The organism is Streptomyces sp. NPDC048473 (assembly GCF_043200155.1).
GTDB lineage: Bacteria > Actinomycetota > Actinomycetes > Streptomycetales > Streptomycetaceae > Streptomyces.
In genome coordinates, this window is record NZ_JBICXE010000015.1 from 146,804 (window position 1) to 160,760 (window position 13,957).

A 13,957-nucleotide genomic window follows, 5' to 3' on the forward strand; every position below is an offset into this window, starting at 1 on the left:
CGTAAGCCCCCGGCGTGCCCGCACAGGCGCATCCAGACATTTCGCGCCTAGGATCACCGGTGTGGATCAGCGAACACCTGTACGCCGCACGGCCCGCGCCGCCGCCCTCGCCCTGCTGGTTCTGACGACCTCCACCGGCTGCACCGGCGGCGTCGAAGGCACCCCCGGCGCCGCCGGTCTGCGCGACCCGTACTTCCCTAAGCTCGGCAACGGCGGCTACGACGTCACGCACTACGACCTCGTCCTCGATGCCGACCCGGCCGCCCACCGTCTGCGTGGCACCGCCACGATCACCGCGCGCGCCACCCAGGACCTCAGCTCCTTCAACCTCGACCTCGCCGGACTCACCGTGCAGTCCGCGACCGTCGAGGGCCGCCCGGCCGCCGTCAACCGGGCGGGCCGTGAGCTGACGCTGCGCCCCGACGCCGAGGTCGAGAGCCGGCTCCACAAGGGCAGGACGTTCCGTACGGTCGTCCGTTATTCCGGCTCCCCGCAGACCCTCACCGACCCCGACAAGTCGAAGGAGGGCTGGCTGAGGACCGCGGACGGATCGGTCGCGCTCGGGGAACCGACCGGTTCCATGGCCTGGTTCCCCGGCAACAACTACCCGGGCGACAAGGCGTCGTACGACATCACCGTGACCGTTCCCAAGGGCCTGACGGCCGTCTCCAACGGCGAGCTGACATCCCGCAGGACCTCGGGCGACACCACCACGTACCAATGGCACACCGCCGAACCGATGGCGAGCTATCTCGCGACGGTCGCCATCGGCCGCTTCGACACGAAGGCGTCGACCACCCCGGACGGCATCAAGGTGTTCACCGCCGCGGACACGACGGTGGCGGCGGACAGCGCGCGGATTCTCGCCCGGGTTCCCGAGGTCGTGACATGGGAGGCGGAACGTTTCGGCCCGTACCCCTTCTCCGCTACCGGCGCGATCGTCGAGCGTCCGGGGGACGCCGGATATGCGCTGGAGACCCAGAACCGGCCGTTCTTCCCGGGGCCGCCCGACGCCGGACTGCTCGTCCACGAGATGTCCCACCAGTGGTTCGGGGACTCCGTCACGCCCGAGAGCTGGCGGGACATGTGGCTCAACGAGGGCTTCGCGACCTATGCGGAGTGGCTGTGGGAGGACGACCAGGAGGGCAACCCGGTCCAGAACCGGTTCGACGCCGCCTTCGAGGACGACGACAACTGGGCCTTTCCGCCCGCCGATCCGCCGACCGCCGCGGACATCTCGAAGGCGCCGGTGTATGGGCGCGGGGCGATGGTCATCCACAGGATCCGGCAGGCTGTGGACGACGACAAGCGATTCTTCGCGCTCATCAGGGGCTGGACGAAGGCCCACCGGCACGGCAACGCGTCGACCGCCGACTTCACCGCCTATGTGGAGAAGACGACGGGTCAGGATCTGACGGAGCTGTGGAACACCTGGCTGTACGGCAGGAGCCGGCCCGCCTCGAAGGACTGACCGGCTCCTGCGTACAAACAGTGGCGCTACTTCACGTTGACGCCGCTCCATGCGGCGTCGACCGCCGCGAGCTCGGCGCTGTCCGCCCCGTACAGGTCGGTCGCCGCCTTCTCGGTCGCCGTGCGGGCGGCCGCGTAGTCGGTGGTCGACGTCATGTACTCGGAGAGGGCCTTGTACCAGATCTGGACGGCCTTGTCCCGGCCGATGCCGGTGACCGTGGAGCCGTCGATGGTCGGGGAGTCGTAGTCGACGCCGTTGATCGTCTTCGCGCCGCTGCCCTCGGACAGCAGGTAGAAGAAGTGGTTGGCGACGCCGGAGGAGTAGTGCACGTCGAGGTCGCCGACGCTGCTGTCCCAGTAGTCCGCGGAGCCGCCGTCCTTGCTCGGCTTGTCCATGTAGCGCAGCGGGGTGCCGTCGCCGTTGATGTCGATCTTCTCGCCGATGAGGTAGTCGCCGACGTCCGTGCTGTTGTCGGCGGCGAACTCCACCGAGGTGCCGAGGATGTCGCTGGTCGCCTCGTTCAGACCGCCGGACTCGCCGACGTAGTCGAGGTTGGCGGTGGACGCGGTCAGGCCGTGGCTCATCTCGTGGCCCGCGACGTCGAGAGCGGTGAGGGCGCTCTTGTTGTCGGCGCCGTCGCCGTACGTCATGCAGAAGCAGCTGTCGTCCCAGAACGCGTTGACGTACGCGTCGCCGTAGTGGACCCGCGAGTACGCGGCCTTGCCGTCACCGGCGATGCCGTCGCGGCCGAAGGCCGACTTGTAGAAGTCCCAGGTCTTCGCGGCACCGTAGGCGGCGTCGACCGCGGCGGTCTGGCGGTCGTTGCCGGTGCCGTCGCCCCAGGTGTCGTCGTCGTCCGTGACGAGGGCACCGGTGCCGCTCTCGCCCTGGTTGAGGTCGTACGTCTTGTGGCCGCCGCGGTCGCCGTCGGTCAGCTCGAAACCGGAGCCGGCCGCGGTGGTCGTCAGGTCGACCTGGCCGCTGTACTGGCTGTGGCCGATGCCGGTCTCGATCGCCTCGAAGCTCTGGAGCTTCTTGCCGGTGGTCGCGTCGGTGATGGTGTGCAGCCTGCTCGGCGTGCCGTCCTTCTGCACTCCGGTCTTCACCGTCTCGATGGCGAGGACGGGCTTGCCGCTGCCCGCCCAGATCACCTTGCGGCCGCTCGCCACGGTCTTGATCTTCGCCGTTGTCGACGGCACGGATATCCGGGCCCCGGTCGCCTTGGTGACGCTCTTGAGCTTTCCGCTGCGGGCGGTGTGGGTGACGAGGTCGCCGCCGATGACCGGGAGTCCGGCGTAGGTGCGCTCGTAGCGGGTGTGGACGGTACCGTCGGCGTCCTTGATCACATCACGGGCGATCAGCTTCTCCTGGCTGCCGAGCCCGAGGGAGTCGGCGGTCGAAGAGGCGTCGGACTGCGCCGACTTGATGGCGGCGGTGCGCTTCGGGGCGCTGTTGGCACTGAAGGGGACGGCACTGCGAGAGGCGGAGGGACCGTCATTGCCGTTGTCCGGCGCGGCGTTTGCGGAACCGGTCTGGACGCCGACGACGACCATCGCGGCCACGGCGGCCAGGGCTGCGGCGCGACGGGTGTTCATGTGGGGGGTCATGCGTTCTCCGTTGCTCGTTCCGTGGGGGGTTACGAGCCGAGAGCGTGCCACCGAATGACCAACATTGACGGTGTACTAACAAATACCTCACATTTTTTTGACCACTTCTTGTCCGAATGGGGTGCGATTGTGTTCGCTATCCGGCGGGGTGCGGCGGGGTGCGGTGGGGTACGGCGGGGTTCGGTGGTGGTGGCGGCCGGGAACTCCGCATACCGAAACGCCGCGCACAGCTCCGGCGGTGCGGAGCATGTGTGCGACGTGTGAACGACCGCAGGACCGGCCGGAGGCGTACGCGGTCATCTACGGTTGTTCGCAGAGTACTTGTGCAGAACGGACCGGGCTCGAAGCCGGTCTGTGCGCACGCAGAAGCCCCCGGCCGTGACGGCCGGGGGCTTCTGCGTGATGAGCTTCTGGGTCAGAGGTTGACGCCGAAGTCCTGCGCGATGCCGCGCAGGCCCGAGGCGTAACCCTGGCCGACCGCGCGGAACTTCCACTCCGCGCCGTTGCGGTAGAGCTCGCCGAAGACCATGGCGGTCTCGGTGGCGGCGTCCTCGCTCAGGTCGTAGCGGGCGATCTCCGTGCCGCCGGCCTGGTTGAGGATGCGGATGAACGCGTTGCGCACCTGGCCGAAGTTCTGGCTGCGGGTCTCGGCGTCGTAGATCGAGACCGGGAAGACGATCTTGTCGACGTCGGCCGGCAGGCCGGCCAGGTTGACGTTGATCTGCTCGTCGTCGCCCTCGCCCTGGCCCGTGACGTTGTCACCGGTGTGGACGATGGTCTGGTCCGGCGTCGACTTGTTGTTGAAGAAGACGAAGTGGCCGTCGGAGACGACCTTGCCGCCCGGGTTGACCGCGATCGCCGAGGCGTCGAGGTCGAAGTCGGTGCCGGTGGTGGTGCGGACGTCCCAGCCGAGGCCCACCGTGACGGCGGTCAGGCCCGGGGCCTCCTTGGTGAGGGAGACGTTGCCGCCCTTGGACAGGCTTACAGCCATGGGAAGTCCCTTTCATCGTCGATTGCGGGCTTCATGCCATCACGAAGCTACCGTCACAGGTCATAACGCGGGCAAGGGACCTGGAGGTTCCTGCTCCCTTTACTTTCTTTACCGAAGTCCCCCGGTCGGCCCGACGGCCGGCAGGGCTCGTACGGCGCTTGCACGGCACTTGCACAGCACTCGTACGGCACTCGTGCGGCAAAAGAAGGTGACGAACGCCCCGTGGGCCAGGGAACATGGGTGTCATGTCCGGGCCCTATGTCATCCGCGGTTCGGTCTCCCTGCCGGAGGCCGAGCTCATGTGGCGTTTCTCGCGGTCCTCCGGGCCCGGCGGGCAGCACGTCAACACCAGCGACTCCCAGGTGGAGCTCCGCTTCGACCTCGCGGCGACCGAGTCGCTTCCCGAGGTGTGGAAGGAGCGGGCGCTCCAGTGTCTGGAGAGCAGGCTCGTGGGCGGGGTGATCTCGGTACGGGCGTCCGAGCACCGCTCCCAGTGGCGCAACCGCGAGACGGCTCTCGTACGGCTCGCGTCCCTGCTGGCCGAGGCCACGGCGCCGCCCCCCAGGCCGCGCCGCAAGACCAGGATCCCGCGCGGCATCAACGAACGCCGCCTGCGCGAGAAGAAGCAGCGCGGCGACACGAAACGCGGCCGCTCCGGCCGCGACTGGTAGCCGCCGCCGCGCGATTCGGGCGACGTCCCCTGCGTGACCGGACGACCGCCGGCCTGTACGACGGACGGCGCCCCGCGCGATGCCGGCCCCGTTCACCGCCAACCGCGCGATGCTGCCGCCCCCTTCACCCCAGCTGCCGGTACCGCCCCCGGAAGTACGTCAGCGGCGATCCGTCCCCGCTCGGCAGGGCCGCGCTCAGCACGCGGCCGATCACCAGCGTGTGGTCGCCCGCCAGGACCCGCTGCTCGGTGCGGCACTCCAGCGTGGCCAGCGCGCCTCCGACCAGTGGTGCATGGCTGACCTCTCCCCTCGTATAGGGGATGTCCTCGAACAGCAGTCGGTCGCTGATCCGGCCCTTCATGGCGAACCGTCCGGCGATGTGCCGCTGGCTCTCGGTGAGTACGGAGACCGCCCACAGCGGCTGCTCCGACAGCAGATCGTCCATCCGTGAGTCGTTGCGCAGGCTGACCATGACCAGGGGCGGGTCCAGCGACACCGACATGAAGGCGGTCGCCGTCATCCCGACGTCCTCGCCGCGCCCGTTCTCGTCGAGCGGCGGCTCTTCTGCGGTGATCAGCACGACTCCGGCGGCCAGCCGGGCGAGGGCGCCTCGGAACTCATCGTTGCTCACCCCCTCAGCATGGGGGATGGGCTCGGAACGCGGGGCGGGGGGCTTTGTCTGCAGCACATCGGGCACGCTAGCCGCGCACGGCCTGCCATCGCATCGGGCCAGGGGACCAGCCGGGTCCTAGGACCCGCGGTCCATGGCGGCGGCGGCCCGGCGTTGCAACGTACGGATTTGCGTTCAAGAAAAGGACGGAACGCCTCCGCACGGCACTCGAGCCCCTTTACCATCTGTTGTGACTTGAGTCACAGAGTGCAATATTTGCTGACCCTGTGTACCGACTGGGCAGCTCACTGTGATTCAGTGGCCGTGACACTGCAGTAAGTACGTCGATATGAAACCTGGAGTGCTGTCGAGGTCTCGGGGAGTGCGAGCAATGGAGGCCGAGTCGGAGCCGTATGTCCGTCTTGCGACGATGCGGCAGTTGCACCAGGCCGTGGCCGATCTCAATACGGCGCGGAGCCTGGCCGACACACTGCAGACCGTGGCCGACGGAATCGTCGCCGGTCTCGGCTACGAGCTGGCCTGCGTGAATCTGGTCCGTCCCGACGGTGATCTCGTCGTCGCCGCCTTCGCCGGCAACAGCGCCGCGGAAGCCCTGATCACCGGCCGCGTCGGCTCGCGCGCCTCCTGGGAGCGCAGGCTTTCGATGGGTGAGGCCTGGGACGAGCTCTGCTTCATATCGCACACCGACGGCTGGGTCCTCCTCGACGACGACGTACCGCAGTGGCACACCGAGGGCCCCGAACCCCGCTTCGAGGACGAGTGGCACCCCCAGGACCGGCTCTATGCCCCGATGTACGCGTCCGGCGGCGGCCTCGATCTCCTGGGCGTCATTTCCGTCGACCGCCCGCGCAACGGCCGCCGCCCCGGCGCGTGGGGCCGTGAGGCGCTCCAGATGTACGCATCGCAGGCGGCCATTGCGATCAGCAACGCCCGGCTGAGAGCAAACATGCAGCGCGCCCTGGTCCGGCTGGAGCGGGAACAGCAGGCGCTGCGGGCCAGCGAGGAGTCCTTCCGCCAGGCCTTCGAGTACGCCCCCAGCGGCATGGCCATCGCCGAGATGGGCGGCGACCAGCACGGCCGGCTGCTGCGCACCAACGACGCCCTGTGCCGGCTGCTCGGCCGTCCCGCGTCCGTCCTGCGCCGCTACTCCTTCGCCGACCTCGTCCACCCCGAGGACGTCGGCACCCTGCTGCGCACCTCCGCCGAGGGCGGCCGCGCCGAGCTGCGGCTCGGGCGGCGGGACGGCACCTATCTCTGGGTCTCGCTGCGCAACTCCGTCGTCGCCGACACCGCGGACGGCCCGCGCTTCCTGCTCACCCATGTCGAGGACATAGAGGAGCGCAAGCGCCACGAGCTGCATCTCGCGCACCGCGCCTCGCACGACGCGCTCACCGGTCTGCCCAACAGCGCCGAGCTGCGCTCCCGGCTCGGCTCCCGGCTCTGCGAGCGCCCGCACTCGGTGGCCACCACCGCGGTCGAGGCGCTGGACGCGGCCTACGGCGGCCTCGACGATCCGGACGCGCGGACGCACGGCTACGACGTGGACTCGGCGCCCGGCGGTCCGTACGACCACCATGTGCATTCCGTCGCACCCGACACCGAGCACGACGACGGGGCGAAGGGCCTCGCGGTCCTCTTCTGCGACCTCGACGGCTTCAAGTCCATCAACGACCGCTTCGGCCACCACACCGGTGACGCCGTACTGATCGAGGTCGCCCGCCGCCTCAGCACCTGTGTCCGCGACGGCGACACCGTCGCCCGGCTCGGGGGTGACGAATTCGTCGTTCTCGCCGACGGGCTCGGCGCCGCAGACGCCGCGGACCTGGCCGTACGCCTGCGAAACGCCATCATTCCGCCCATTCGGGTCGACGGGCGGGCGGTGCGCGTCGGGGCGAGTTTCGGCATCGGCTGGGCCGCCTGCGGCATGACCGCAGAAGAGGTGCTGCGCTCCGCCGACCAGCGGATGTACGTGGAGAAGCGGTCCCGGTCGAAGGTTCACCGCAGGGCCGGCTGACGTTCACGGCAGCGTTGTTCCCGTATCCCACCGCGGTTCCAGGACGTGCGACGGCAATTCTTGGTGTGCTCTGTTCGGGGTAGGCTCGGCCGGTCGGCCACGGCTGGCGAAATTCGGCGACGGCTGGCGACATGGTGAGGAGTGACCCAGGGATGACGGCCGGGAACAACGGCGCAAGCAAGCCCGAGGACGACGATCCGTTCGGCTACCTGTACGAGGACGGACAGGCGGCAGGCGCCCAGCCGCCGCGGCAGGGCGGATACGGCTACCCGGGTCCGGCGGCCCCGCAGCAGCCCGGCGTGCCCCGGACCTCGTACAACCAGGTGCGGACCGTCGGCGAGCGCCAGTACGGGCAGCAGGTGCCGCACCAGCAGCCGTACGGCCAGCCGAACGCGCAGTACGCCGCTCCGGAGACGTACCCCGGCGGCGCCCCCACCGCGCAGCAGGGCGGCCGCGGCCGCACCGGCGGCCCCGGCAAGGGCGGCCCGAACACCAAGGGCCTGCTCATCGGCGCGGTCGCGGTGGTCCTGGTCGTGCTCATCGGCATCGGCGCCGCGCTGTTGACGGGCGACGGCAACAAGGACAAGAAGAAGGACGGGGCCACCTCGTCCGCCGGATCCGGCCAGGTCGAGGAGTCCCCGAAGCCGAAGCAGTCCGAGAGCTCCGAGGCCCCGGCCGAGCTGCCGAAGCAGGACGCGGCGACGCTGAAGCTCGGCGGCACGGCCCAGCTGGACAACACGACCAAGGGTGCCAAGAGCGCCAACGGCCAGTACATCAACCTCAACGAGGTCGGCAGGTCGGCGACCTGGTCGGTCGAGGTTCCGCAGGCCGGTGAGTACACGCTGTTCGTGACGTACGGCGTGCCGGGCAAGGACGCCAAGACCTCGCTCACGGTCAATGCCGAGACTCCCCGCTCCATCAACATGGAGAACTTCGCCCAGGCCCCCGAGGGCGATCTGTCGAAGGGCTGGACGACGACGTACGCCTACGTCAACCTCACCAAGGGATCGAACACGATCATGATCTCCTGCAACGAGGGCGACCAGTGTGATGCCAACCTGGACCAGCTGTCGCTGAAGGCCGGTCACCAGAAGCGCTGAGCGCGCTGCGAACGCAGTCCGGCCCCACCGCCCGAGGAAGGCGGTGGGGCCGGTTCGTTTCTGCCCGGTCCGCTCAGCCCATCAGGGCGAGGAACCCCGCCACCGTCGCGGCCATCGCCTCGCGGCCCGGCGCGATGTACTTGCGCGGGTCCACGCCCGTGGTGTGCTCGGCCAGGTACGCCCGTACCGCACCCGTGAACGCCGTGTTCAGGGCCGTGCCCACGTTGATCTTGACCATGCCGGAGGAGGCGACGGCCCGGCGGATCTCGTCGTCCGGGACACCGCTGGAGCCGTGCAGCACCAGCGGGACCGGGACCGCGTCGCGCAGCCGGCCGATCAGGGCGTGGTCCAGGGCGGCGGTGCGCTCGGTCATGGCGTGCGAGGAGCCGACCGCGACGGCCAGTGCGTCCACCCCGGTGTCGCGGACGTACGCGGCCGCCTCGGCCGGGTCGGTACGGACGCCGGGGGCGTGGGCGTCGAGCGGGGCCTCGCCCTCCTTGCCGCCGACCTTGCCGAGCTCGGCCTCGATCCAGATGCCGCGCTCATGACCCCACGCCACCGCCTCGGCCGTGGCCCGCACGTTCTCCTCGTACGGAAGCTTGGAGGCGTCGAACATCACCGAGCCGAAGCCCTCCGTGTGCGCCTGGTGCAGCAGTTCCACGGACTCGACATGGTCGAGGTGGAGCGCGAGGGGGGCACTGGAGGAGCGGGCGACGGCGGCGGCCGCGGCGGCGACGGCGGAGAGCCGTCCGCCGTGGAACTTCACGGCGTTCTCGGAGATCTGCAGGATGGCAGGCGCTCCGGCCCGCTCCGCGCCGGCCGCGATGGCCTCCGCGTGCTCCAGCGTGATGACATTGAAGGCGGCGATCCCGCGTCCCTCGGCCTGGGCGGCGGAGACGAGTTCACCGGTGCTGACGAGCGGCATGCTGACCTCTTGCTACTTCTTCGGACCGGCTGAACGCGCGGATCCGGGACGGGCGCGGCCTCAGGCCGCCGTTGTGTGTTCCTCGATACCGACGCGCGGCAGCAGCTCCTCGTACGCCGCGCGGTCGAAGTCACCGGCTGTCGGGGAGAGCACGGTCGCCGTCGACAGTGCCACCGCCCGCCGCAGCCGGTCCGGCCAGCTCAGGCCCTCGACGAGGCCGGACAGCAGCCCGGCCACCGCGGAGTCGCCCGCACCGGTCGGATTGCCCAGGACCTTGGCGGGCGGGGACGCCTGCCAGATGCCGTCGGGGGTGACCGCCAGCATGCCGTCCGGACCCAGTGACGCGATGACCCCGTGTGCGCCGCGGCGGCGGGCGTCGCGGGTGGCGCGCAGCGGTTCGCGGGAGCCGGTGAGCTGGGCGAGCTCGTCGGCGTTGGGCTTGATCAGATCGGGGCGGGCGGCGATGCCGCGGCGCAGCGGTTCGCCGCTGGTGTCCAGGAGCACGGGGACGCCGGCGCTGCGGGCCAGGCGGACCAGTTCGGCGTAGGCGCCGACATGGATGCCGGGCGGCAGACTGCCGCAGAGGGCGACGGCGTCGGCCCCGGTGAGGAGCTCCTCGTACCGGCCGAGGAGGGCGGTCCATTCGTCGGCGGTGACGAGCGGGCCGGGTTCGTTGAGCTGGGTGGTGTCGCCGGTGGCCCGGTCGACGACGGCGATCGTGCGGCGGGTGTTCCCGGCGACGGTGACGAGGGCGTCGGTGATCGGCGCGGCGGCGGGCGCGGTGCCGTCGGCGGATGTGGCACCGCTGCTGTCGGCGGGCGTGGCACCGTTTCCGGCCTTCGTGTCCGTGCCCGCGTCCTGCGGTGACAGGCTGCCCAGCAGTTCGCGCAGTACGGCTCCGGTGGAGCCTCCGGCGAAGCCGGTGACCGCCGTTTCGTGGCCGAGGGCGGAGAGTACCCGGGCCACGTTGAGGCCCTTGCCGCCGGGCCGTTCGGACATGTCGCTGACGCGGTGGCTGGCGTGCGGGACGAGCTCCGGGACGCCGTACGTCAGGTCGAGTGCCGTATTCAGTGTGACCGTGAGGATCACCGCGGCCGCTCCCTCGATCCCTGTTCCGGAGCGCGAATCCTTGGACGGAATGCGCTTTCTCTGCCTGTTTCCCAGGCGATCATGTCAAAGAGGCGGCGGTCGGCCCAGACCTCCGGATCAACCGCCGTCTCTTCGTTACGTATTCGACCCGTCGTCAATAACCGTCGATAACAGGTCGAATCAGCCGATCCGGGGATCGATGATCCATTCGCCCTTGCGCATGACGCCCTTGAGTGTGAAGTCCGCGTCCAGGACCACCAGGTCCGCGTCCTTGCCCGGCTCCAGCGAGCCGACCTTGTCGTACACGCCGAGCAGCCGTGCCGGGTTGGCGGAGATGGACTGCACGACATCGCCGACCGGGATCCTGTCGATGGTCACGGCCCGGTGGAACGCGGTGTCCAGGGTGAGCGTGGAGCCCGCGATCGAGTTGCCTTCGACCAGCCGCGCGACGCCGTCCTTGACCTCGACCGCGAGCGGGCCGAGCTGGTATTGGCCGTCACCGAAGCCGGCCGCGTCCATGGCGTCGGTGATCAGCGCGACGCGGTGGGCGCCCGCGTGGTGGTAGGCCAGCTCCAGGGCGGCGGGGTGCAGATGCGTACCGTCGTTGATCAGCTCGACGGTGATCCGCTCGTCCTCCAGCAGGGCCGCGATCGGGCCGGGCGCGCGGTGGCCGAGGCCGGGCATCGCGTTGTAGAGGTGGGTGGCGACGGTGGCGCCCGCGTCGATCGCCTCGACGGTCTGCTCGTACGTCGCGTCGGTGTGCCCGATCGCGGCGATCACCCCGTGCTCGGCGAGCAGCCGCACGGACTCGATGCCGCCCGGGAGTTCGGTGGCGAGCGTGACCATCTTCGCGGTGCCGCGCGCCGCGTCCATCAGCTTGCGGACCTCGGCCGGGTCCGGGTGGCGCAGCAGATCCTCGCTGTGCGCGCCCTTGCGGCACGGCGAGATGAACGGCCCCTCGAAGTGGATACCGGCCAGGTCGCCCTGCTCGACCAGCTCGGACAGGACGCCGGCCCGCTGGGCGAGGAAGTCCATCTCGCCGGTGACGGTGGAGGCGACCAGGGTGGTGGTGCCGTGCTCGCGGTGGGTGCGGATACCGGTGAGGACCTCGTCCACGGTGCCGGAGGTGAAGGACGCGCCGCCGCCGCCGTGGTTGTGCATGTCGACGAAGCCCGGGACCACCCAGTGGCCGCTCAGGTCGACGGTCGGGGCACCCTCCGCCGCGCTGCCGACGATCCGGGTGCCCTCGACGATCACCCGGCCGTCCTCGACGGTCCCGGTGGGAAGTACCACCCGGGCGCCTGCGAGAACTGTGCTGTCTGCGCGTCCGGCCATCAGGCGGATACCTCCGTGGAGAGAAGATCCCAGGCGAGCAGCCCTGCGCCCAGGCATCCGGCGGTGTCCCCGAGGGCCGCCGGGACGATGTGGGGCAGCTTCTGGAACGTGACACGTTCCTCGACGGCCGCACGGAGTGGTGTGAACAAGGTTTCCCCGGCCTCGGCGAGACCGCCACCGATGATGAGCGTGCTGGGGTCGAGCAGCGTCAGCGCGGTGACCAGCCCGGCGGCGAGCGCGTCGACCGCGTTCCGCCAGACCTCCACGGCCGCCGGGTCGCCCGACTCGACGGCCTTCGCGCAGTCCGCGGCGTCCGCCGTCGGGTCGCCGGACGCGGCGGCCCAGGCCCGGGTCACCGCGGAGGCGGACGCCAGGGTCTCCAGACAGCCGCGCTGGCCGCAGCCGCAGTCCGGGCCGTCCGGCCGGACCACGATGTGGCCGATCTCGCCCGCGTACCCGTGTGCGCCGGACTCGATGGCGCCCGCGATGCCGATGGCCCCGGCGATCCCGGTGCCCAGCGGTACGAAGAGGAAACGGTCGGCGCCCTTGCCCGCGCCGATCCGGCCCTCGGCGAGCCCGCCGGTGCGCACATCGTGGCCGAGCGCGACGGGGACACCGCCGAGCCGCTCGCCGAGCAGTTCGCGCATCGGTACGTCGCGCCAGCCCAGGTTGGAGGCGTAGACCGCGATCCCGTTCTCGGCGTCGACGATGCCGGGCACGGCGACACCGGCCGCGACAGCGCTTTCGCCGAGGTGCTCCTCGCCGTACGCCCGCAGGTCCGCGGCGAAGGCGAGGATCGACTCCACGACGGCGTCGGGACCGCGCTCTCTGCCGGTCGCCCGCCGCGCCTCGTACAGCAGGGCGCCGTCGGCCCCGACCAGTGCGGCCTTCATTCCGGTGCCGCCCACATCGAGGGCGATGACGTGTTTCACGGGAAACAGTTTCGCCCGAGGAACGCAAAAGGTCTAGTCCACTATCGCGGTTTGTTGCGCACCCATACAAAATCGGTCCTGCGACCCGGCGGCAGTGGACCCGGCAATGGGCTCAGGACGAAAGGATCACGCTGCGCGAGAGGTTGCGCGGGTGGTCCGGGTCGTACCCCTTCGACTCCGCGAGCTCGACCGCCAGCCGTTGCGCCCGGATCAGATCCGCCATCGGGTCCGCGGTGGCATGCGCGACCAGCGTCCCGCCCACCCCCGCCACATCACCGGCGAGCCCCTCCGGCAGCGGACCGAACACCCATGCCACCCGGTGCGGTCCGGTGATCGAGATCGGGCCGTGGCGGTACTCCATGGCCGGGTACGACTCCGTCCAGGCGCCCGCCGCCTCACGCATCTTCAGCCCGGCCTCCTGGGCCAGGCCGTACGTCCAGCCGCGCCCCAGGAACGTCCACTGCTCGGCCGAGACCACCGCCTCGTCCAGCGGCTCCGTCACCGCGAGCTCCGCGTCGACCGCCGCGGCGGCGACCGTCTTCACCCCGGCCGGAAGTGGACCCGACGCCTCCAGGCCGGCCCGCAGAAAGGCCAGTGCGGTGGTGGCGAAGCGGGTCTGGACGACCGACTCCTCGTCCGCCCAGTCCAGTACGGCCACCGCGTCGGCGGCGTCCATGACCGGCGTCTTCGGGTCGGCGGTCAGCGCGACGGTGGTGACCTTGCCGCGCAGCTCGCCGAGGAGCTCCAGCACCTCGGTCGTCGTACCGGAGCGGGTGATCGCCACCACCCGGTCGTACGGCCGCCCGGCCGGGAACTCCGACGAGGGATACGCGTCCGTCTCGCCCTGCCCGGCCGCCTCGCGCAGCGCCGCGTACGCGATCGCCATGAACCAGGAGGTGCCGCACCCGGTGACGGCGACCCGCTCACCCGGCCGCGGCAGCCCGTCGAACACCGCCCCCGCCTCTGCGGCACGTCGCCAGCAGCTGGGCTGGGTGGCAATTTCTGATGCGGTACGCGACATGCTGGACGGCTCCTTGCGGCGAGGAACGGAGTGGAACGGTAACGATGCGGGCGGTGCGGGACAGCAGCGGTGCAAAGGTCTGGACCATGAACAGCCTTGCGTCGAAACCTACTTAGCAGTGTGCGCAGGTCAAGGGCAATGCCCCCGCGCGCCAACCGGCCACGGGTCCG

12 protein-coding genes are annotated in these 13,957 nt (G+C 70.4%); 4 read left to right on the forward strand and 8 right to left on the reverse strand.

Annotated features, from left to right (window positions below; all coding sequences use genetic code 11):
* Positions 1–61 precede the first annotated feature (61 nt).
* Positions 62–1,471, forward strand: a complete 1,410-nt coding sequence (locus tag ACGFU7_RS24140) for a M1 family metallopeptidase (protein ID WP_393698128.1) — start codon at positions 62–64, stop codon at positions 1,469–1,471.
* A gap of 26 nt (positions 1,472–1,497) precedes the next feature.
* Here the strand turns inward: ACGFU7_RS24140 and ACGFU7_RS24145 are convergent, their stop codons facing one another.
* Positions 1,498–3,078, reverse strand: a complete 1,581-nt coding sequence (locus ACGFU7_RS24145; RefSeq protein WP_393698130.1) for a M4 family metallopeptidase — start codon at positions 3,076–3,078, stop codon at positions 1,498–1,500.
* Between the two features lie 415 nt (positions 3,079–3,493).
* Positions 3,494–4,069, reverse strand: a complete 576-nt coding sequence (locus ACGFU7_RS24150; RefSeq protein ID WP_393698132.1) for a TerD family protein — start codon at positions 4,067–4,069, stop codon at positions 3,494–3,496.
* A gap of 236 nt (positions 4,070–4,305) precedes the next feature.
* On the opposite strand from ACGFU7_RS24150, the gene arfB reads away from it, so the two are divergent.
* Positions 4,306–4,740 carry an alternative ribosome rescue aminoacyl-tRNA hydrolase ArfB gene (gene arfB, locus ACGFU7_RS24155; RefSeq protein ID WP_393698134.1) on the forward strand — a complete coding sequence of 145 codons (435 nt, stop codon included), beginning with the start codon at positions 4,306–4,308 and terminating at the stop codon, positions 4,738–4,740.
* Between the two features lie 124 nt (positions 4,741–4,864).
* Here the strand turns inward: arfB and ACGFU7_RS24160 are convergent, their stop codons facing one another.
* Complete coding sequence (locus tag ACGFU7_RS24160; RefSeq protein WP_393698136.1) at positions 4,865–5,371, reverse strand: flavin reductase family protein; 507 nt, start codon at positions 5,369–5,371, stop codon at positions 4,865–4,867.
* A 370-nt stretch (positions 5,372–5,741) separates the two neighbouring features.
* On the opposite strand from ACGFU7_RS24160, the gene cdgB reads away from it, so the two are divergent.
* Both cdgB and ACGFU7_RS24170 read left to right on the forward strand, forming a co-directional pair.
* A complete protein-coding gene (gene cdgB / locus ACGFU7_RS24165) occupies positions 5,742–7,385 on the forward strand; it encodes a diguanylate cyclase CdgB (protein ID WP_393698138.1) in 1,644 nt (547 codons plus the stop codon).
* Positions 7,386–7,537: 152 nt separating this feature from the next.
* On the forward strand, positions 7,538–8,485 hold the full coding sequence (locus ACGFU7_RS24170) for a carbohydrate-binding protein (RefSeq protein WP_393698140.1): 948 nt from the start codon (positions 7,538–7,540) through the stop codon (positions 8,483–8,485).
* A 73-nt stretch (positions 8,486–8,558) separates the two neighbouring features.
* Here the strand turns inward: ACGFU7_RS24170 and ACGFU7_RS24175 are convergent, their stop codons facing one another.
* The 5 genes from ACGFU7_RS24175 to ACGFU7_RS24195 form a co-directional block, all read right to left on the reverse strand.
* Entirely contained in the window at positions 8,559–9,410 is an 852-nt protein-coding gene (locus ACGFU7_RS24175) for a ketose-bisphosphate aldolase (RefSeq protein WP_393698142.1), read from the reverse strand.
* Positions 9,411–9,470: 60 nt separating this feature from the next.
* The gene (locus tag ACGFU7_RS24180; protein WP_393698144.1) at positions 9,471–10,499 is read right to left on the reverse strand and encodes a 1-phosphofructokinase family hexose kinase; all 1,029 of its coding nucleotides are present in this window, start codon (positions 10,497–10,499) and stop codon (positions 9,471–9,473) included.
* 180 nt (positions 10,500–10,679) lie between these two features.
* The gene (gene nagA / locus ACGFU7_RS24185) at positions 10,680–11,834 is read right to left on the reverse strand and encodes an N-acetylglucosamine-6-phosphate deacetylase (RefSeq protein ID WP_393698146.1); all 1,155 of its coding nucleotides are present in this window, start codon (positions 11,832–11,834) and stop codon (positions 10,680–10,682) included.
* Entirely contained in the window at positions 11,834–12,766 is a 933-nt protein-coding gene (locus tag ACGFU7_RS24190) for an ROK family protein (RefSeq protein WP_393698148.1), read from the reverse strand. The genes nagA and ACGFU7_RS24190 overlap by 1 nt, the downstream gene beginning before the upstream one ends.
* Positions 12,767–12,878: 112 nt before the next feature.
* Positions 12,879–13,787, reverse strand: a complete 909-nt coding sequence (locus ACGFU7_RS24195) for an SIS domain-containing protein (protein ID WP_393698150.1) — start codon at positions 13,785–13,787, stop codon at positions 12,879–12,881.
* Positions 13,788–13,957: the final 170 nt, after the last annotated feature.

Bases quoted from the DNA above. Each gene is read 5' to 3' on its own strand.
- ACGFU7_RS24145 (WP_393698130.1), bottom strand. From the start codon at position 3,078: ATGACCCCCCACATGAACACCCGTCGCGCCGCAGCCCTGGCCGCCGTG.
- nagA (WP_393698146.1), bottom strand. From the start codon at position 11,834: ATGGCCGGACGCGCAGACAGCACAGTTCTCGCAGGCGCCCGGGTGGTA.
- ACGFU7_RS24150 (WP_393698132.1), bottom strand. From the start codon at position 4,069: ATGGCTGTAAGCCTGTCCAAGGGCGGCAACGTCTCCCTCACCAAGGAG.
- cdgB (WP_393698138.1), top strand. From the start codon at position 5,742: ATGGAGGCCGAGTCGGAGCCGTATGTCCGTCTTGCGACGATGCGGCAG.
- ACGFU7_RS24195 (WP_393698150.1), bottom strand. From the start codon at position 13,787: ATGTCGCGTACCGCATCAGAAATTGCCACCCAGCCCAGCTGCTGGCGA.
- ACGFU7_RS24170 (WP_393698140.1), top strand. From the start codon at position 7,538: ATGACGGCCGGGAACAACGGCGCAAGCAAGCCCGAGGACGACGATCCG.
- arfB (WP_393698134.1), top strand. From the start codon at position 4,306: ATGGGTGTCATGTCCGGGCCCTATGTCATCCGCGGTTCGGTCTCCCTG.
- ACGFU7_RS24175 (WP_393698142.1), bottom strand. From the start codon at position 9,410: ATGCCGCTCGTCAGCACCGGTGAACTCGTCTCCGCCGCCCAGGCCGAG.